General features: G+C 61.9%; 17 protein-coding genes. 11 read left to right on the top strand and 6 right to left on the bottom strand.

The window, feature by feature from the left end; translation table 11 throughout:
• Window positions 1-13 precede the first annotated feature (13 nt).
• The 8 genes from ACYQ0G_RS04525 (at window position 14) to ACYQ0G_RS04490 (ending at window position 7,639) form a co-directional block, all read left to right on the top strand.
• Complete coding sequence (locus ACYQ0G_RS04525) at window positions 14-1,393, top strand: DEAD/DEAH box helicase (RefSeq protein WP_460099819.1); 1,380 nt, start codon at window positions 14-16, stop codon at window positions 1,391-1,393.
• 68 nt (window positions 1,394-1,461) lie between these two features.
• Window positions 1,462-2,829 (top strand): glutathione-disulfide reductase, encoded by a 1,368-nt coding sequence (gorA, locus tag ACYQ0G_RS04520; protein WP_460099816.1) that lies wholly within the window; start codon window positions 1,462-1,464, stop codon window positions 2,827-2,829.
• A 63-nt stretch (window positions 2,830-2,892) separates the two neighbouring features.
• The gene (locus ACYQ0G_RS04515; RefSeq protein ID WP_460099814.1) at window positions 2,893-3,912 is read left to right on the top strand and encodes an NAD-dependent epimerase/dehydratase family protein; all 1,020 of its coding nucleotides are present in this window, start codon (window positions 2,893-2,895) and stop codon (window positions 3,910-3,912) included.
• Window positions 3,913-3,980: 68 nt separating this feature from the next.
• The gene (locus ACYQ0G_RS04510) at window positions 3,981-4,538 is read left to right on the top strand and encodes a TspO/MBR family protein (RefSeq protein WP_460099811.1); all 558 of its coding nucleotides are present in this window, start codon (window positions 3,981-3,983) and stop codon (window positions 4,536-4,538) included.
• A 31-nt stretch (window positions 4,539-4,569) separates the two neighbouring features.
• Complete coding sequence (locus ACYQ0G_RS04505; protein ID WP_460099808.1) at window positions 4,570-4,815, top strand: accessory factor UbiK family protein; 246 nt, start codon at window positions 4,570-4,572, stop codon at window positions 4,813-4,815.
• 32 nt (window positions 4,816-4,847) lie between these two features.
• Window positions 4,848-5,444 carry a DNA repair protein RecO gene (recO, locus tag ACYQ0G_RS04500; RefSeq protein WP_460099806.1) on the top strand — a complete coding sequence of 199 codons (597 nt, stop codon included), beginning with the start codon at window positions 4,848-4,850 and terminating at the stop codon, window positions 5,442-5,444.
• A gap of 1 nt (window position 5,445) precedes the next feature.
• Window positions 5,446-6,513, top strand: coding sequence for a 3-isopropylmalate dehydrogenase (leuB, locus tag ACYQ0G_RS04495; protein WP_460099804.1), 1,068 nt, complete (start codon window positions 5,446-5,448; stop codon window positions 6,511-6,513).
• Between the two features lie 34 nt (window positions 6,514-6,547).
• Window positions 6,548-7,639 (top strand): glycosyltransferase, encoded by a 1,092-nt coding sequence (locus ACYQ0G_RS04490; protein WP_460099801.1) that lies wholly within the window; start codon window positions 6,548-6,550, stop codon window positions 7,637-7,639.
• A gap of 4 nt (window positions 7,640-7,643) precedes the next feature.
• On the opposite strand, the gene ACYQ0G_RS04485 is transcribed toward ACYQ0G_RS04490, so the two are convergent.
• Window positions 7,644-8,915: a phospholipid carrier-dependent glycosyltransferase gene (locus ACYQ0G_RS04485; RefSeq protein WP_460099798.1), complete on the bottom strand. Its 1,272-nt coding sequence runs from the start codon at window positions 8,913-8,915 to the stop codon at window positions 7,644-7,646.
• Window positions 8,916-8,998: 83 nt separating this feature from the next.
• Between ACYQ0G_RS04485 and ACYQ0G_RS04480 the strand changes: the two genes are divergently transcribed.
• Window positions 8,999-10,204, top strand: coding sequence for a trans-sulfuration enzyme family protein (locus ACYQ0G_RS04480; RefSeq protein WP_460099795.1), 1,206 nt, complete (start codon window positions 8,999-9,001; stop codon window positions 10,202-10,204).
• Here ACYQ0G_RS04480 and ACYQ0G_RS04475 read toward each other — a convergent pair.
• Window positions 10,201-10,614: a DUF6628 family protein gene (locus ACYQ0G_RS04475; RefSeq protein ID WP_460099791.1), complete on the bottom strand. Its 414-nt coding sequence runs from the start codon at window positions 10,612-10,614 to the stop codon at window positions 10,201-10,203. The genes ACYQ0G_RS04480 and ACYQ0G_RS04475 overlap by 4 nt on opposite strands.
• 581 nt (window positions 10,615-11,195) lie before the next feature.
• On the opposite strand from ACYQ0G_RS04475, the gene apaG reads away from it, so the two are divergent.
• Window positions 11,196-11,594, top strand: coding sequence for a Co2+/Mg2+ efflux protein ApaG (gene apaG / locus ACYQ0G_RS04470; protein WP_460100638.1), 399 nt, complete (start codon window positions 11,196-11,198; stop codon window positions 11,592-11,594).
• A gap of 3 nt (window positions 11,595-11,597) precedes the next feature.
• Here apaG and ACYQ0G_RS04465 read toward each other — a convergent pair whose 3' ends face one another.
• The 4 genes from ACYQ0G_RS04465 to argJ all read right to left on the bottom strand — a co-directional run bounded on the left by ACYQ0G_RS04465 (window position 11,598) and on the right by argJ (window position 17,441).
• Window positions 11,598-13,133 carry a Ppx/GppA phosphatase family protein gene (locus tag ACYQ0G_RS04465; protein ID WP_460099789.1) on the bottom strand — a complete coding sequence of 512 codons (1,536 nt, stop codon included), beginning with the start codon at window positions 13,131-13,133 and terminating at the stop codon, window positions 11,598-11,600.
• A complete protein-coding gene (locus ACYQ0G_RS04460) occupies window positions 13,130-15,271 on the bottom strand; it encodes an RNA degradosome polyphosphate kinase (protein ID WP_460100635.1) in 2,142 nt (713 codons plus the stop codon). Before ACYQ0G_RS04460 ends, ACYQ0G_RS04465 begins: the two co-directional genes overlap by 4 nt.
• Before the next feature lie 149 nt (window positions 15,272-15,420).
• Entirely contained in the window at window positions 15,421-16,218 is a 798-nt protein-coding gene (locus tag ACYQ0G_RS04455) for an inositol monophosphatase family protein (protein WP_460099787.1), read from the bottom strand.
• Entirely contained in the window at window positions 16,215-17,441 is a 1,227-nt protein-coding gene (argJ, locus tag ACYQ0G_RS04450) for a bifunctional glutamate N-acetyltransferase/amino-acid acetyltransferase ArgJ (RefSeq protein ID WP_460099784.1), read from the bottom strand. Before argJ ends, ACYQ0G_RS04455 begins: the two co-directional genes overlap by 4 nt.
• Window positions 17,442-17,552: 111 nt before the next feature.
• Here argJ and ACYQ0G_RS04445 point away from each other — a divergent pair, with 111 nt between their 5' ends.
• Entirely contained in the window at window positions 17,553-17,825 is a 273-nt protein-coding gene (locus ACYQ0G_RS04445) for a hypothetical protein (protein WP_460099782.1), read from the top strand.
• Window positions 17,826-17,833: the final 8 nt, after the last annotated feature.

Below are 17,833 nucleotides of genomic sequence, written 5' to 3'. Positions count from 1 at the left end.
TTTGCGAGTTTTCATGACACAATTTACCGATCTCGGTCTTTCGCAGCCCGTGCTCCAAGCCCTCGATTTGAAGGGCTACAAAGAACCCACGCCGATCCAGGCTCAGGCGATTCCGCCCGTGCTGGAAGGCCGTGACCTGATGGGCATCGCCCAGACGGGTACCGGCAAGACGGCGGCCTTCATGCTGCCCAGCATCGACCGGCTGCGCGATGCCGACAACCAGACGCCGTTCAAATCCTGCCGCATGCTGGTGCTCGCCCCGACGCGCGAACTGGCGGGCCAGATTGCCGACAGCGCCAAGGATTACGGCGCGCTGGCGGGCCTGAAGGTGCACAGCATCGTGGGCGGCACCTCGGTCAACAAGGACCGTAACAAGCTGCACCGGGGCACCGACATTCTCGTCGCCACGCCGGGCCGCCTGCTCGACCTGATCGACCAGAAGGCGTTCACGCTCGACAAGGTCGAAATCCTCGTGCTCGACGAAGCGGACCAGATGCTGGATCTCGGCTTCATCCACGCGCTGCGCCGCATCAGCGAACTCGTCCCCGAAAATCGCCAGACGCTGTTCTTCAGCGCCACCATGCCCAAGCAGATCCAGGAACTGGTCGGCAAATATTGCCGCAACCCGGTCAAGGTCAGTGTGACGCCCGAAAGCAGCACGGCAGAACGGATCGACCAGTATCTCTTCATGGTGCAGCAGGACGAAAAGCAGACGCTGCTCGAAATGATCCTGTCGGAACGCCATGAGGTGCCAGGCAAGTTCGAGCGCGTGCTGATCTTCGCGCGCACCAAGCATGGCTGCGACCGCATCGTGAAAAAGCTTGGCCAGGTCGGCATTCCCGCCAACGCCATTCACGGCAACAAGAGCCAGCCGCAGCGTGAACGGGCGCTCGATGAATTCAAGCGCGCCAAGACGCCGATCCTCATCGCGACCGATGTGGCCGCACGCGGGATCGACATTCCCGGCGTCAGCCATGTGCTGAATTACGAACTGCCCAATGTGCCCGAACAATATGTCCACCGCATCGGCCGTACCGCGCGTGCGGGCCGTGACGGTGTGGCGATCGCTTTCTGTGCCGAGGACGAGCGCGATTATCTGAAGGATATCCGCAAGAAAACCGATGCGGAATTCGAACGCCTGCCGCTGCCCGACAATTTCCGCGCCGTGGTCGAAGGCGTCGGCCCGACCAAGCGCGAACAGAAGCCCAAGCTGGCCCGCCCCAAGGTGCGCCCGGCCGGCGGTGGTTCCGCAGGCAGGGACAAGCCGAAGCAGAAGCATCCTGCGCGCAAGGGCAAACCCGCGGGCGCAGGGCAGGGCGGCGGACAGGGCCGACCTGGTGGCGGTCGTCCCGGCGGTAACCGCAACCGCAGCCGGTCGCGCGCCGCAAGGTAAATTGGAACTTGCCAGCGGCGGTCCGGTTAGCAAGGGACACAATTCCCCGAGCCTGACAGGAGCGCCGCATGGCCGCCACGAGCGAATCCACCGAATACGATTACGACCTTTTCACCATCGGCGGAGGGTCGGGGGGCGTTCGTGCCAGCCGTGTTTCGGCGGCGCATGGCGCGAAAGTGGCGATTGCGGAAGAACACCGGGTAGGCGGCACCTGCGTCATTCGCGGCTGCGTGCCGAAGAAGATGCTCGTCTACGGTGCCCATTTTGCCGAGGATCTGGAAGACTGCCAGAAGTTCGGCTGGGAAATCGGCGAGCGCAAGTTCGACTGGAAGGTCCTGCGCGACAACGTGCTGGCCGATGTTGACCGGCTCGAAGTGGCTTATACCAACACGCTCGAAAGCCATGATGTCACGATCTTCAAGGAACGGGCCGAGATAACCGGTCCACATGAGATCACGCTGGCAAGCGGCCAGAAGGTAACCGCGAAACATATCCTCATCGCCACGGGCGCGCGCCCGCGTATGCCCGAATGCCAGGGCGCGGAACACGCGATCAGTTCGAACGACGCTTTCCATCTCGACGAGCTACCCAAGAAGATCATCATCGCGGGCGGTGGCTATATCGCCAATGAATTCGCAGGCATTTTCAACGAATTCGGCTGTGATGTTCATGTCGTCAATCGCGGTGACCGCCTCCTGCGCAGCTATGACGAGGCGGTGCGCGACCGGCTGCTGCAGATCAGCACGATGAAGGGCATCAAGTTCCGCTTCAACACCACCTTCGAATACATCAAGCCCTGCGACGAGGGCGGCTATTTCGTGAAGATGTCCGACTGCGACGAGGAGAAGGCCGATCTGGTGATGTTCGCCGTGGGCCGCATCCCGAATACCGAAGGTCTCGGCCTCGGCAAGGCAGGCGTGGAACTGGGCGAACATGGCGAGGTGAAGGTCGATCGCTTCAGCAAGACCAATGTCAATCACATCTATGCCGTGGGCGACGTGACCGATCGCGTGCAATTGACCCCTGTCGCGATCCGCGAAGGTCAGGCCTTCGCCGATACGGTGTTCGGCAAGGGCGATCCGGTCGCGGTGGATCATGGCTGCATCCCCAGCGCCGTGTTCAGCCACCCCCCGATCGCCGCCGTCGGCATGACCGAGGGCGAGGCGAAGAACCAGCTAGGCAGCGTGAAGGTCTATCTGTCCGATTTCCGCCCGATGAAGAACGTGCTGGCAGGCCGCAACGAACGCAGCCTGTTCAAGATGATCTGCGACGGCGAGACCGGCAAGATCGTCGGCATCCACATGATCGCGCCCGAAGCGCCCGAAATGATGCAGGCCGCGGCCATTGCGGTAAAGGCCGGGTTGACCAAGGCCGATTTCGACGCGACCACCGCCATCCACCCGACGATGGCCGAAGAACTCGTGCTGATGCGGTAGGGATGCGTTGCGGGCCCGCCATGGCCCGCCTACTATCGCACCGGGGCGCAAACAGGAGGGCACATGAAAGGTCCGGTTCTCGTCACAGGAGGCACGGGATATATCGGCGGCGAAATTATCGACCGTCTGCTGGCGGAAGGATACGCCGTCCACACCACCGTGCGCCACGCCGCGAAAAGCGAGGCACGATTGCGGGCGCGCTGGCCCGCGGCGGGTGATCGACTTACGGTCTTTTCGGCCGATCTCCTGTCCGATAGCGGCTGGGCGCAGGCTTGCGCAGGATGTGATGCGGTTGCCCATGTCGCATCGCCTTTCCCGCTCGATGTGCCGAAGAATGCGGACGATCTGATCATCCCCGCGCGCGACGGAACCTTGCGTGTCCTCAAGTTCGCGCATGAGGCGGGCATCACGCGCTTCGTGCAGACAAGTTCGGCCGCCGCCATCGCCTATGGCCAGCCGGACAGGGACCGCTTCGACTATACCGACTGGACCGATCTCACCACCAATCCCGCCCCCTATATCCAGTCCAAGACCGTGGCCGAACGGGCCGCGCGCGACTGGGTGGCGATGAATGCGCCGGGGATGGTCTTCTGCTCGATCAATCCGGTCGCCGTGTTCGGGCCGGTTCACGACGGCGACCTTTCGACCAGCGTGGAACTGGTGAAGAAGCTGGTCGACGGATCGATCCCGCTGCTGCCGAACATGGGCGTCTGCGTGACCGACGTGCGCGACGTGGCCGAGACTCACTTGCGCGCGATCGAAGCGCCAGCAGGGGTGGTGCGCGGCGAACGCTTTCCCGCCGCCCAGCGGTTCATGTGGCTCGACGAGATGGCGGAATCGATACGGCAAAGCGCGCCGGACCTCGCCCACAAGGTGCCGCGCCACCGCATGCCGGACTGGCTGGTAAAGCTGCTGGCGCTGTTCATGCCGGAGATGCGCCAGATCAGGAGCGAGCTTGGCAATATGCGCGATGTCTCGGGCCGCCATACGGAGGACAGGCTTGGCCTCACCTTCACGCCCGCCGAACGGACGCTGGAAGATACGGTGCGCAGTCTTGTGCAAAAAGGCATAGTCAAACTATGACAGGCCCCGCATCCGCCGCGGTGGATCGGAATGCACTGCGCCGAAGTGCGGCGATCGAGGATTAGCCCATGAACATGTTGGCATCGCATGCCCAGATACGCGCCAGCTTCCTGCGCTGGTCGCTTTTCCTCGTGCCGCTGTGCGTCCTGCTCGGGTTCCTGTCGGGGCAGATGGGGGCAGGGGCGGACAGCGCGTGGTTCCAGGCGCTCGAAAAGCCCTCGATCTTTCCTGCGCCCATGTGGTTCGGCATCGTGTGGAGCATTCTCTACGTGATGATCGGCCTGTCGGTCGCGCTGGTGGCGGCGGCATGGGGCGCGCGGGGGCGCACAGCCGCCCTTTGGGTGTTCGCCGTGCATTTCGCGCTCAACCTTGCGTGGACGCCGACCTTCTTCGCTGCGCAGCAGATCACGGCGGCGCTGGTAATCATCGGCCTGATCGTTGTCAGCCTTCTGGTCGTCATTGCGCTGTTCTGGAAGGTGCGCCGGCTGGCTGCAGTGCTGCTGTTGCCCTATCTCGCATGGGTCTGCTTCGCGGCGCTGCTCAATTACGAATTTCTGCGCCTCAATCCCGATGCGGATGGCGCGGGCGGCGGCGACGCTGTCGAACGGGTGCGCATCGGCAATTGAACTGCGGCTGCGCGGCGCCTAGATAGGAGCCATGCAGAGCCAGAACCCCATGATCGCCGATTTTGTCAAACTCGCCAATTCGGCGGCCGGTACGCTTGCCGGAATGACCCGCGAGGCGCGTGAAACAGCACGCGAAAAGGCGAAGGAAGCGTTCGGCGGAATGGACTTCGTCACGCGCGAGGAATTCGACGCGGTCAAGCAGATGGCCGCCATGGCCCGCGAACAGGCCGAAGACCTTGCGGCGCGTGTCACTGCGCTGGAAGCCAAGCACAAGTGATCTTCATCCCTGCCGCAAGGTAGGGTCTGGCCATGCACCTGCGCGCGCCTGCGATACTGATTGCGGCCCGCCCGTATGGCGAGACGGCAGTCATCGCCCGCATGCTGACAGAAGCGCATGGCGTGGTGGCAGCCTATGTCGCCGGTGGGCGCGGTCGGCAGCTGCGCCCCGTGGTCATCCCCGGCAATATCGTCGAAGCGGAAATCCGCGCAAAGTCCGACAGCCAGTTGCCCTTCGCGCGGCTGGAACTCTCGCAAAGCAGGGGGCCTTGGCTGAGCGAGCCGCTGCCCGCGGCGGCCATCTCCTGGATCTGCGCCATCACTGCCAGCGCCTTGCCAGAACGCAATCCCTATCCACGCCTCTATCAGGCGCTCTCCGCCTTGCTGGATGCGGTATGCAATGCCCCATCGGCGCGGGGATGGGCGCCGGCTCTTGCGTCCTACGAAGTGCTGTTGCTCCGCGATCTCGGCTATGGCGGATCGAAGCCCAGCATAGACAGTCTTGACGATGCTCTGGAAATTCTGCGCGCCAATGAGGGGCTTATTGCGCGCTATCTCCTTGCCGACACAAGGGCTGACGTTCTAGCCGCTAGGCAACTTCTGATGCAGCGGCTGGAACGGATGGTCTGACATGAAAATCGCAATCTTCCCCGGAGACGGGATCGGCCCCGAAGTCATCACCGAGGCAAAGCGGGTGCTCGACGCGCTTTCCCTGCCGCAGCTCACGCTGTGGGAAGGGGACGTGGGCGGCATTGCCTACAAGCGCCATGGCCACCCGCTGCCGCAGGAAACGATCGAGATGGCCCGCGCCGCAGACGCGGTGCTGTTCGGCGCGGTCGGCGATCCGGAGTGTGACGAACTGCCGCGCGAACACCGCCCGGAGCAGGCGATCCTTGGCCTGCGCAGCGAGCTGGGTCTGTTCGCCAATCTACGCCCGGCCGCCGGATTTCCGGGGCTTGAAGACATGTCCTCGCTCCGCCCTGAAATCGCCCGGGGGATCGACTTGCTGGTGGTGCGCGAACTCAATGGCGATGTCTATTTCGGCGACAAGGGCGAGCGTGAGAGCAAGGGGGGCCGCGAAGGCTGGGACGCCATGTCCTATAATGAGGATGAGGTCCGCCGGATCGCCCGGATCGGGTTCGAAGCCGCGCAGAAACGCCGCAAGCGCCTGACCAGCGTGGACAAGGCGAACGTCCTCGAAACCAGCCGCATCTGGCGCGAAACGGTGATCGACATGGCGAAGGATTATCCCAACGTCACGCTCGATCACATGTATGTCGACAACGCCGCCATGCAGATGGTGCGCAGCCCAGGGCAGTTCGATGTCATCCTGACCGGCAATTTGTTTGGCGACATCCTGTCCGATCAGGCGAGCGCCTGTGTCGGCTCCATCGGCCTGCTCGCCAGCGCCAGCCTGGGCGAACGGCAGACCCAATACGGCACTTTCGGGCTGTACGAGCCGATCCATGGCAGTGCGCCGGACATTGCGGGGCAGGGCAAGGCCAATCCGGTGGCGGCCATCCTTAGCCTCGCCATGCTGCTGCGCCATTCTCTGGGGCGCGAAACGGAGGCCGGACGGATCGAGCGGGCAGTGGCCAAGGTTGTCGCCAGCGATACGCGCGGCGCGGACCTTGGCGGTACGGCCTCGACCAGCGAGATTGGCGACGCCGTGCTGCGGGCTTTGACTGCGCTGGCTTGAAATTGCTCGCGAAGCGCGTCACTCGCCGCTCACCATGACGCTGGAACTTGCCATCATCCTGCCGACGCTGAACGAGCGTGAGAATCTCGCGCCGCTTATCGATCGGATAGAGACCGCGCTTGGCCCCGATGGCTGGGAAGTGATCGTGGTGGATGACAATTCTCCCGACGGAACGGCTGACGAGGCGCGCCGCCTCGCCCGCGCGGACCGCCGCATTCGCGTGATCCAGCGGATCGGCAGGCGGGGTCTCGCCAGCGCCGCCATCGAAGGCTTTTGCGCCACCGCCGCGCCCTTCGTGGCCGTGATGGATGCCGACCACCAGCACGACCCTGTTCTGCTCCCACTGATGCTGGAAAGCGTGCGGAAGGAAGGCGCCGATGTCGCCGTCGCCAGCCGGTTCACCCTGGGGGCAAGCACGGCAGAGTGGGACAATCCCGAGCGGGTAAGGCTATCGGGCTTTGCCAACGGGCTGGCCCGGCGGTTGACCGGCGTGGAACTGACCGACCCGATGAGCGGCTATTTTTTGCTGCGGACCGACACCGCGCTGTCGCTGGCTCCGCGCTTGTCAGGTGTCGGTTTCAAGATATTGCTCGACCTGCTCGCCACATCCGACAGGCCTCTGAAGGTCCGCGAGTTTCCGCTGAATTTTGCGGCCCGGCGATCGGGAGAAAGCAAACTCGATCGGGCCATTGCGGTCGATTTCCTTGCCGGCCTTTACGACAAGGCGTTCGGCAGGATCATCCCTACGCGCTTTGCCTTGTTCGGCACGGTCGGCGCCATGGGCGTGGGCGTGCATCTCGCGCTGCTTTATGCCTGTCTGCTGGCGGCGGGGGCCGAGTTCGTCTGGAGCCAGACGATCGCCACGCTGGGGGCGATGACGTTCAATTTCTGGCTGAACAATTTCCTGACCTATCGCGATCGCAGGCTGGAGAGCTTGGGGCAGATGCTGCGGGGCTGGGCCAGCTTTGTCCTCGCATGCTCCATCGGTGCCTTCGCCAATGTAGCCATCGCCACAGCCTTGTTCGAACGCGGGGTCCATTCGCTGATCGCGGCGCTGGTCGGTATCGCAATTGGTTCGGTGTGGAATTACGCCCTGTCGAGCCGCTTCGTCTGGGGCCGCTATTAAGCCGTCAGACCCAGCTTTGCAGCCAGGTCCAGGTGCGGAAACTATCCGGTCCCGCGAGCGGCTCTGCAGCGAGCACCACGTAGTAAAAAGCGAACGCGCCAAAACTGGCGGCCAGAACCGTATTGGCTGCCCATTTCAGCCCCGCCTGCCTCATATCGTCAAGTGCAAGTGCGAGCGCGACAAGCAGGAAAGTGCTGGGCAGGAAATAGTGATAATAGAACTGCACCGGCTTGGCCGCGAAAATCCAGAAGCCCAGACTGATCGCATAGAGGAGCGCCACGCCGCCGTGGGCAGCCGCCTTGCGGCTCAGTCCCTGCCACGCACACCATGCGAGCGCGGGCAAACCCAGTAGCATGGTCAGCGGATTGCCAATCAGGATTACGCCGCGCTGCGCACCGTCGACGGGTTCGTAAAGATACCAGATCGCCCGCCAGTTCAGCACCCATTCCGGCCAGGTGGATTGATAGGGGTGGGGCCGAAGCACCTGCGTCTGGAGGTCGAGCATCAGGCGATGGTGCTGAACGATGCCCCCCTCGATCGGATTTGCCGCGAAGAAATAGCCGGGCAGGAAGGTGAGCCAATAGACGGCAAGCGGAAGCAGGCCGAGCCAGACGAATGCCTCCAGCAGCGTCATTCCGGGGACAGGCATCCCGCGGCGGCTGAGGAGCAAGCGCCGCCGCCCGGCAAACCAGCGCAAAATCAGGAAGCCAAGGCCGGGCACCACGGCAAGGGCTATCGCATTCCACTTGGCACCCATGGCAAGGCCCAGTGCAATGCCGGCTCCGATCAGCCTGCGGCGGCCGGTCTCCGGCTCCCGCATGGCGGCGGCCACCTGCCAGAAGGCGATTGCCAGCGCGCAGACCATGAAGATGTCGAGCATGGCGATGCGCGAATGGACGAAAAGGTGGAAACCGCTCGCCACCAACAGGCCGGCCGCAATCGTGGCGTACCGGCTGCAAGTCGCAAACCACACGGCGCGCATGGTGGCGGAGAGCGCCAGCGCGCCAGAGATGGACGACATGATCCGCCAGCCCCACGGATTGTCGCCGAGAAGGGCAATGCCCAGCGCGATCAGTTCCTTACCCAGCAGCGGATGTTCGCGATTGGAAAACTCGCCCAGAACCAGCAGGTCCCGTGCGGCGGGCAGGTAATGGACCTCGTCGAAATAGGGCTGGCTGGGGATGGCGATGTTCCACAGCACCAGGAGCCAGAACGCAAGAGGCAGCGCCATGCACCAGCGGATCGGATCGGTCGGTTGCTCGGGCGCGCGGTTCATCTTCTCCGGCGATTAAGCGAGCGTTTCGGTGCTGACAACAGCCTTTGCTTGCCGCTCGCCCCTGCCGTGCTATCGCGCGCACCATGAAGAAGACCACCGGAACCGACCGTTCGATCACCCGCAACTGGCGCCCCGCAACGCAGGCCGTGCGCGGCGGCACCTGGCGTAGCGAGCATGGCGAGACGAGCGAGGCGCTCTTCCTCACCTCCGGCTATACCTATGACGACGCGCAGACGGTGGCCGATCGCTTTGCCGGTGAAGCGCAGGGGATGACCTATTCGCGCCTGCAGAACCCGACGGTGGCCATGCTGGAAGAGCGGATTGCCCTGATGGAAGGTGCCGAGGCCTGCCGCGCCCAGGCGAGCGGGATGGCGGCGATGACCACGGCGCTTCTGTGTCAGTTATCGGCGGGTGATCACGTGGTGGGTGCGCGGGCCGCGTTCGGTTCGTGCCGCTGGCTGCTCGATCATCTCTTGCCGCGCTTCGGGATCGAGACCACCGTCGTTGACAGCGCCGACAATGACGCCTGGGAAGCCGCGATCCGCCCCAACACGAAGGTCTTTTTCTTCGAAACACCGGCCAATCCGACGCTCGATGTCGTCGATCTCAAGCATGTCTGCGCGCTCGCGAAATCGCGCGGGATCACCACTGTCGTCGACAACGCTTTCGCCACCAGCGCCCTGCAAAGGCCGCTGGATTTCGGCGCTGACGTGGTCGCCTATTCCGCAACCAAGCTGATGGACGGGCAGGGCAGGGTGCTGGCCGGCGCAATCTGCGGCTCGCAGGAGTGGGTCGACGAAGTGCTGCTGCCCTTCCAGCGCAACACCGGACCCAATATCTCGCCCTTCAATGCATGGGTGGTGCTCAAGGGCCTCGAGACACTGAGCCTGCGGGCCCTACGGCAAAGCGAGAATGCGGTGGCCCTGGGAAAATTCATCGAACCGCGCGTGCCGCGGATGTTGCACCCGGGTCTTGAAAGCCATCCGCGCCACGCCCTGGCGATGGAGCAGATGACGGCAACGGGCCCGGTCTTCGCCTTCGATGTCGAGAGCCGGGAACGGGCTTTTGCCATTCTCGATGCACTGGAGCTCGTCGATATCTCGAACAATATCGGCGATGCCCGCACGCTGATGTGTCATCCGGCCAGTACGACCCATGCCGGGATGACCGACGAGGAGCGGGACGCGATGGGCGTCACCCAAGGGCTGATCCGCATCAATGTCGGTCTCGAAGATATCGAGGATCTCAAGGAAGATCTGGGACGCGCGCTGGAAGCAGGCGGCCTCTAGCGCCGCCAGCCGTTTCGCCGGGCGACCTGATCCAGCTCATCTCCATAGGCGTGAGCTGTGGTGAGGGCCGCATTGCAGCGCGCATCATCCGTGAGGGCCGCGTAGATGTCGAGTCCGCCGCCCTTGATCAGGTCCATCAGCAGGCCCTCATCACGGGTCATACCGGTGGCGCAGCACGGGGCGAGGAGGATCCGGCGCTGTGAAGTGCGCGCAAGGTCGACCACCAGAGCGCGCGAAAGGATCAGCATTCGGCGGAAATTCTGGCCCCCTGCATCGAGTGCCAGCATCGTCGCGCGCGCATCGTTGAGGCCATGCGCCGCCATCCTGCGAAAGATGACCAGCCCCAGCGTATCCTGCCGACGTGCGGGAAGAGATATGTCGAGGGCGGGCGAATCGTTGGTGTCTGCCATGCTTTCTCCTTTGCTGCCACAATATGCTATTGATAATGAGTTGCAACAAAAGCGTACTCTGTCCAGTGCTTCGAAAGATTTATTCGCTTGTGACGCTAGAGCGTTCTCCCGATCACATTATTCGCCAGTTGCGAACGCTGCTCAGGGTCGTGCCGCTCTAGGGCCTCCATCGATTCAATACGGAAAGTTGCGGTTCGCCGCCTCAACCCCGCAGGAAGGAGGATGAAAAGGGCGATGTGCGCTGGTCGCAGCCCGAAATCGCGGCAAAGGTGAATGCCGCTCTCAAGCGTGAGATATTGACCGGAAGCGAAGAGCTATGCTCTTTCGAGGTATACTTTCAGAATGCGAGAGCCGCGATAACGACTTGCGCTGCAAGCATCAGTTCGATTCGGCCTTCGCCATCCTGATCGGCTATCATTCTGTTGATAAAAGCGAAAATCATCGAAAGAGCCCTTTTGTTGACACAAAGTCGCATTCGGCGCTTAGGATTGTCTGACACATATTGGTTAACGAAGTTTAATCGTATCCGTTCGGGTCACCGCCCTTGCGCCAGCCACCCGACCCATTAGGTTGGAGATGTGATCAAGGAACTCTTTCAGCACAGTGCCATGACCGACGGCATCACCGTGCGCGTCGCGGTGAATTTCCTTCCCGAGCAAAGCCAGCCGGAAGCGGAAAAGTGGTTCTGGGTTTATCATATCCGCATCGAAAACGCCTCGCACGAGCGTGTTCAGCTGATGACGCGCCATTGGCGCATCACCGATGGTGCGGGAATGGTTGCGCATGTCGATGGCGAAGGTGTGGTTGGCGAACAGCCCGTGCTCGAACCGGGCGGCAGCCACGACTACGTTTCGGGTTGCCCGCTCGATACGCCGCGTGGTTCGATGGAGGGTTTCTACACCTTCCATCGCGAGGATGGATCTCCGTTCGAAGTCCGCATTCCTTTCTTCCCGCTGGCAGCCCCTGCCACCGCGTCCTGAAGGCTATTCTTCTTCTTCCTCCTCGATCGTGTCGGTAAAGTTGAATTCCCCGATCTTGATCTTGGCCTGCCGCCCAAGCCATTCCGCCAGAATATCCAGATCCCGGGTAAGCGGATAAGTGGCGAGCGCGGCCCGGCTTTCATCGAGATAAAGGACGAGCGATTTCTTCTTGAGCCTAAGCTTGCTGAAGCTGAGCGCCGTGCGGGCACCTGCACCGAGCCTGCGCGCCAGCCGGAAGCCCAGGCCCCAGGTCAGCCCTTCTCGCAGGTCTTCGCTATCCGCCAGAAGGTCCAGCTTGTCCGGCAATTCGGTTTTGCCGATACTGCCGTAAAGGGCCGCACACATCATCGCGCGGTCGCGAGGAGAGCAATCGATCCAGCGCTTGTCGAGCGACCATTCGGTTGCATGATTCACCCGAAGGTTTGGCTCGACGCGCTGCAGAGCGGCAGCGAGCTGTGCCGAAGCAAGCCTGAGGCGTTCGTTGCGCTTTCCCTTCCCATCGGCGAGATCGACGGTCCAGCCCACCACGCGCGCCGCATCGACCACCGGCGCATCGCGCGGTTCCGCAAATGCATGCACGCCGGCAAGCAGCGGGTCGAGCGCGCGTTGAAGGTCGGAGAGACGAGAGTAAAGCAGGCCCTCGCGGATACCCCAGCTCGAAAAAATCAGCCGTTCGGGCTCGATCACGTCGAGCAGCGGCAACAGCATTGCGGCAGCATCCGGGAGATATTCGGCCCGCATCTGGCTGATGCCGGATATTTTGACCAGTTTGTCAGGCTGGGCATCGATAAGCTGACGGGCGTGGTCGCGCGTTTCGCTTACCGAAAGGCTGAAGCCATGCGGATCGGTCAGCGGATAGTCGGCCTCGACCATCGCGTAATGGGCGAGAGCTCTCCATGTCCCGCCGATCATGTAGAGCGGCCCTTGCTGTGATTTTATCCAGGGAATGCGATCCAGGCGCTCGTGAATGGTGCGGTTGAGGTTGTGATCGGTCGTTCGCAGGGCAGGCAGCCGGAGCGTTCCGAAAGGCAGGCTCACTGCCTCTCTGCAATCGCCTTCGCCCAGCGAAACCAGCTCAAGACTTCCTCCGCCAAGGTCTGCGCTGATCCCTTCGGCGCCCGGAAAGGCTCCGATAACGCCATAGGCCGATGCAAAAGCCTCTTCTTCCTCGCTCAGAAGGCGCGGTTCGAGGCCGAGAGCGGCAACCTTGTCGAGAAATTCCTTGCCGTTTTCGGCATCGCGCGCGGCGGCTGTAGCAACGGTCTGGATGTTCTCGATCCCGCGATCGCTGACGAGGAGCTGATATCGGGCAAGGGCGGCAAGCGCTTCTTCCGCAGCTTCGTCAGGTATGCGGCCGGTGTCGGACAGGTCACGTCCCAGCCGGGCCGAAACCTTCTCGTTCCAGACCGTTTCGGGCGCTCTTCCCGTTCCTGCGTAGATTACCAGGCGGACCGTATTCGACCCGATATCGATGACGGCTCGCGGGGGATGAATCAGTCGGCGCTGCCATTGCGGATTGCGCGTCTTTGAACGGTTCACGCTTCATTCCCCGGCAGCGTCAGGTGCGGCACGTCATGCTTCTCCAAGGCGGAACCTCGGCCCGAAAGGGATGGGTTGGACATGAAATATTCGTGACAATTAAACCCGTCTTCGCCCTTGGCCATTCGGCGGTATTGCCCGTCGGCATCGAGGCACCAGCTTCGTTCGGTATCGAGGATGTTGGCCAGCATGACCTGTTTGAGCATCTGGTCGTGCACGGTCTTGTTGGTGACGGGCACCATGACCTCGACGCGGCGGTCGAGGTTGCGGCCCATGGCGTCCGCACTGGTGATATAGACTTTCGCCTGCCTGCTCGGCAGTTCCTTGCCATCGGCAAATACCCACATGCGGCCGTGTTCCAGAAAACGCCCGATAATGGATTTGACGCTGATGTTCTCGCTGAGGCCGGGAATGCCCGCGCGGAGCGAGCATATGCCGCGGACCACCATGCGAATTTCGACCCCGGCGGTGCTGGCTTCGTACAATTTGTCGATGACAGCGCGGTTGGTGATCGAGTTCAGTTTGACCCAGATACCGGACGGCTTGCCGGCCTTCGCATTGCTGATTTCCGCATCGATAAGCTCATACAGCTTTTCGCGCATGGCCAGCGGCGAGATCGCAATCCTTTCCAGTTCGTCCGGCTCGATGTAACCGGTAATGAAGTTGAACATCTTTGCCGCATCGCGTCCGAGCGCCTGATCGGCAGTGAAATAACTGAGATCCGTGTAAATCTTGGCATTTACCGGATGATAGTTACCGGTGCCGAAATGACAGTATGTGCGGTAGCCGTCCTCTTCGCGGCGCACGACGAGGCTGACCTTGGCATGGGTTTTCCACTCTGTGAAACCGTAAATGACCTGGACGCCCGCCCGTTCTAGCTCATTCGCCCAGCGGATATTGCGTTCTTCGTCGAAACGGGCCTTGAGCTCCACCACCGCGGTGACGGCCTTGCCGTTTTGCGCAGCCTCGATCAGGGCGGCGATTACCGGCGACTGGTCGCCTGCGCGGTAGAGGGTCTGCTTGATCGAGACGACTGAAGGATCGACGGCCGCCTGATGCAGGAAATCCACCACCACCTCGAAGCTTTCGTACGGATGGTGAATGACCATGTCTTTCTCGCGGATCGCGGTGAAGACGTCGCCGTCATGCGCCAGAACGCGTTCCGGATAGCGAGGCGAGAAGGGCGGGAATTTCAGATCGGGGCGTGGCTCTGCGCAGATCGCGTCGAGATCCCGCAGGCCGAGCATCCCGCCGGTCTTCACGATCATTGCGGCGTCAACATCGAATTGGTCACGCAGCAGCGCTTCGGCAACCTCGTCGCATTCGTCGTCCAGTTCCAGCAGTACGGCACGTCCGCGGCGGCGACGCTGAATGGCCGTACGGAAGAAGCGAACCAGATCCTCGGCCTCATCCTCGACCTCCATATCGCTATCGCGAAGGACGCGGAAGATACCGTCACCCAGGATCTTGAAGCCCGGAAATATCCTGTCGGCAAAACGGGCTACAAGCTGTTCGATCGCAACATAAATCGCATGGTCGCCCGGTACGCGCACGAAACGTGGGACCCCGCTGGGTATCAGCACCATCTCGATCAACTCGCCCTTGCGCTTCCCGCGCTTCAGGCGAAACAGGGCGCCCATTCCGCCAGTCGCAACGAAGGGGAAGGGATGCGATGGATCGATCGCTTGCGGAGTAATCAGCGGCAGGATGTCGGTCTCGAAATATTCTTCGAGCCAGGTCTGTTTGTCCTTCGGCAGTTCGTCGACCAGTGCGACGATGATCCCTTCGTCTGCCAGCAGGCGGCGGAGCGAGTCGAGACTCTCCTGCTGGCGGTCTTCGAGCTCAAGGACCTGTTCGCGAATGGCATCGAGCTGCTGGCGGGGGCTGCGCCCGTCTATGGCCGTGGTTTCGATGCCGCGCTGGACCTGGCCTTCCAGACCGGCGATGCGAACCATCGTGAATTCATCGAGGTTGCTTCCCGAAATCGAGAGGAAGCGCAGCCGTTCGAGCAGCGGATAATCCGGGTTTTCGCTTTCCGCCAGAACCCGGCGGTTGAAGCTGAGCCAGCTTAGTTCGCGATTGACGTAGCGTTCTTCCGGAGCTTCCGGCGGAATGGGAGGGCCGGGCTCATCTTCCATCCTTGGATGGTCATCCGAGCTTGAGGACGGCGCATTTCCAAGTGTCACGGGCGAACCTCTCTGGTCAGGGCAATGCAGGGTAGGACGACGGCTCGCTATTGGAAAGCGTTTCGGATCACCACCGGGCGCACCTCCCTGTCAGGTCAGGGTCACATTTGGGAATATAGATCCGCCAGATCGTCCCACAATCGCGGGGAAGCTGCGCCAAGCAGACCTTTGCGATCCCATTCGTCAACGCGATAGGGTGTGCCGTCGGGCCTTGCCACTTTGCCACCGGCTTCCTCCAGCCACAGAGCACCCGCCGCATGGTCCCAGGAAAGGGTGCGCTCGAAGATGGAGACATCGTTCTGACCAAGGCCGAGCCTCGGATACTGTTCAGCGGCGCAGAAGGGGATGTCGACCAGTTCATAATTTGGGGAAATATGGCGCCGAGTAGCCTGCCGCCGCGCTTCTTCCATGAAGATGAGTGAGATGGCTGCTATTGGCGGTGTTTTGCCGGTCGGGCGTGCGGTAATCCGCTCGCCATCTAGGTATGCGCCGCTACCGCGATGGGCAACGCAGAAGCGGCCGGTCAGGCAATCGTAAATCCAGCCAGACTGGGCCAGACCGCCTTCGGTCCGCGCTATGAGGATGCCGAATGGAGGTTTGCCGGCTGAAAAATTCCGGGTTCCGTCGATCGGGTCGACAATCCAGCAAGCACCACCTAGTTGCTCCAGCACCGACGGATTTGCATGAGCTGCCTCCTCGCCGACGAAGCCGATACCATTATCGATCGAACTCAGACCTTCGCGCAGCAGCGCTTCGGATTCCTTGTCCGCGATAGTTACCGGGTCATTCCCACCCTTATCCTCCACCTCACCTTCGGCAAGGTTCCGGAACCGGGGAAGTATCGCGGTTTCGGTCACCCTTTGCATGAGGGAGTGAATTTCGCGGTCGAGCGAATTCATGACCGGTAGTCCGCGTTGATAGCAATATACCCATGCGTGAGATCGCAAGTCCACACGGTGGCCCGCCCGTCGCCAAGGCCGAGATCGACGTCGATGCGTATTTCCCGTCCTTCGAGGTGCTTCGCAACGGGCGCTTCGTCGTAATCGGGAAGGGGCTGCCCATCCCTGGCTGCCCAAGTGCCGCCAAAGCCGATGGAAAGGCGATCCCTGTCGGCTGGCTCGCCTGCCTTGCCTACGGCCATGACCACGCGGCCCCAGTTTGCATCTCCACCTGCGATGGCGGTTTTTACGAGGGGAGAATTTGCGATGGCGAGGCCGACCGTGCGGGCGCTTTCATCGCTTTCGGCACCCGAGACGGCCACTTCGATGAACTTCTGCGCGCCTTCGCCATCTCGCACGACCAGATGCGCCAGTTCGCGGCAGATGGATAGCAGGGCTGCGTAGAATGCGTCGGCCCCTGCGTCATCCCATGAGGCCAGAGAGGTATTACCGGACTTGCCGGTTGCGAAAGCAAGGACCGTGTCGCTGGTCGAGGTGTCGCCATCTACCGTTATGCAAGAGAAGGTCGCTGCATTAGCCTTGGTTAGCATTTCCTGCAGGAACACCGGCTCGACCGATGCATCGGTAAAAATATAGCCGAGCATCGTGGCCATGTCGGGTGCGATCATACCACTGCCCTTGATAATTCCGGCTAGTTCGACACGTCCTTTACCAATCATAGCCGAGGCGGTGGCGCCCTTGGGAAAGGTGTCGGTCGTGCCGATAGCGTTGGCAGCTTCTTCCCAGCCGCAGGGTTCCGCCTGCAGGGCAGCGGCGATGCCTTCGCGAGCTTTATCCTTCGGAAGCGGTACGCCGATAACGCCCGTGGAGGAGACGAAGACTTCGCTAGGCTCGCAGTTCAGATTATCCGCCACCTGCGCCATGATCTGTTCGACCGCTTCGCGACCGCGAATACCGGTAAAGGCATTGGAATTGCCGGCATTGACGATTAGCGCGCGCGCTTTGCCCAGCCTTGCCTGCTCCCGGCCCAGTTCGACTTCGCTGGAAGCGCAGGCCGATTTGGTAAAAACGCCTGCCACGCTCGTACCCTCGGTCATCTCTGCGAAGGTTAGATCAGCGCGGTCCCAATCCTTGTAGCGCGCCCTCGCGACACGAAGAGTCACTCCTTCGATGTAGGGCAATTCCGGAAAGGGGCGGGCGAGGGGAGAACGTTCGAGATCCATGGTCCGCCCGCTATACCTGACCGCCCTGCGTCGCAATATCCTGCGCAAACGCAAAAAAATTTCACTGCGTCTTCAAACCATGCACCTTTTGCGCTATCTCGCTCCGCAACCATGGTACGCCAGTTCCTCGCCTTCCTAGCACTCCTCACGGGTCTTGCCGCTCTCGGCACCCCTGCGCAGGCTGCAATGGAAAGCGCTGTCGGCTCGATCATGGAGCAGGCGAGCAGCCAGGATAGCGATAAGGACGATTCGCAAGTTACCTGTGCTCAGAAGCAGCTCAGGCAGAAGCTTCGCGGAGAAAAGGTGGCACCCTGCAAGAAGCAGGAAACCGTTACCGTCTATATCCCAACGGTCATGTTCGGCGCCGATCGCGCTTTCGAATAGCAGCGTTC

The organism is Qipengyuania triglochinis, assembly GCF_054655615.1.
This window is presented reverse-complemented; position numbering and strand designations above follow the sequence as displayed.

What these genes read in the sequence shown, in the direction of transcription:
- ACYQ0G_RS04460 (WP_460100635.1), bottom strand. Translation starts at nt 15,271, where the DNA reads ATGGAAGATGAGCCCGGCCCTCCCATTCCGCCGGAAGCTCCGGAAGAA.
- leuB (WP_460099804.1), top strand. Translation starts at nt 5,446, where the DNA reads ATGAAAATCGCAATCTTCCCCGGAGACGGGATCGGCCCCGAAGTCATC.
- ACYQ0G_RS04525 (WP_460099819.1), top strand. Translation starts at nt 14, where the DNA reads ATGACACAATTTACCGATCTCGGTCTTTCGCAGCCCGTGCTCCAAGCC.
- argJ (WP_460099784.1), bottom strand. Translation starts at nt 17,441, where the DNA reads ATGGATCTCGAACGTTCTCCCCTCGCCCGCCCCTTTCCGGAATTGCCC.
- ACYQ0G_RS04480 (WP_460099795.1), top strand. Translation starts at nt 8,999, where the DNA reads ATGAAGAAGACCACCGGAACCGACCGTTCGATCACCCGCAACTGGCGC.
- ACYQ0G_RS04455 (WP_460099787.1), bottom strand. Translation starts at nt 16,218, where the DNA reads ATGAATTCGCTCGACCGCGAAATTCACTCCCTCATGCAAAGGGTGACC.
- ACYQ0G_RS04515 (WP_460099814.1), top strand. Translation starts at nt 2,893, where the DNA reads ATGAAAGGTCCGGTTCTCGTCACAGGAGGCACGGGATATATCGGCGGC.
- ACYQ0G_RS04475 (WP_460099791.1), bottom strand. Translation starts at nt 10,614, where the DNA reads ATGGCAGACACCAACGATTCGCCCGCCCTCGACATATCTCTTCCCGCA.
- ACYQ0G_RS04445 (WP_460099782.1), top strand. Translation starts at nt 17,553, where the DNA reads ATGGTACGCCAGTTCCTCGCCTTCCTAGCACTCCTCACGGGTCTTGCC.
- gorA (WP_460099816.1), top strand. Translation starts at nt 1,462, where the DNA reads ATGGCCGCCACGAGCGAATCCACCGAATACGATTACGACCTTTTCACC.
- recO (WP_460099806.1), top strand. Translation starts at nt 4,848, where the DNA reads ATGCACCTGCGCGCGCCTGCGATACTGATTGCGGCCCGCCCGTATGGC.
- ACYQ0G_RS04490 (WP_460099801.1), top strand. Translation starts at nt 6,548, where the DNA reads ATGACGCTGGAACTTGCCATCATCCTGCCGACGCTGAACGAGCGTGAG.
- ACYQ0G_RS04485 (WP_460099798.1), bottom strand. Translation starts at nt 8,915, where the DNA reads ATGAACCGCGCGCCCGAGCAACCGACCGATCCGATCCGCTGGTGCATG.
- ACYQ0G_RS04505 (WP_460099808.1), top strand. Translation starts at nt 4,570, where the DNA reads ATGCAGAGCCAGAACCCCATGATCGCCGATTTTGTCAAACTCGCCAAT.
- ACYQ0G_RS04510 (WP_460099811.1), top strand. Translation starts at nt 3,981, where the DNA reads ATGAACATGTTGGCATCGCATGCCCAGATACGCGCCAGCTTCCTGCGC.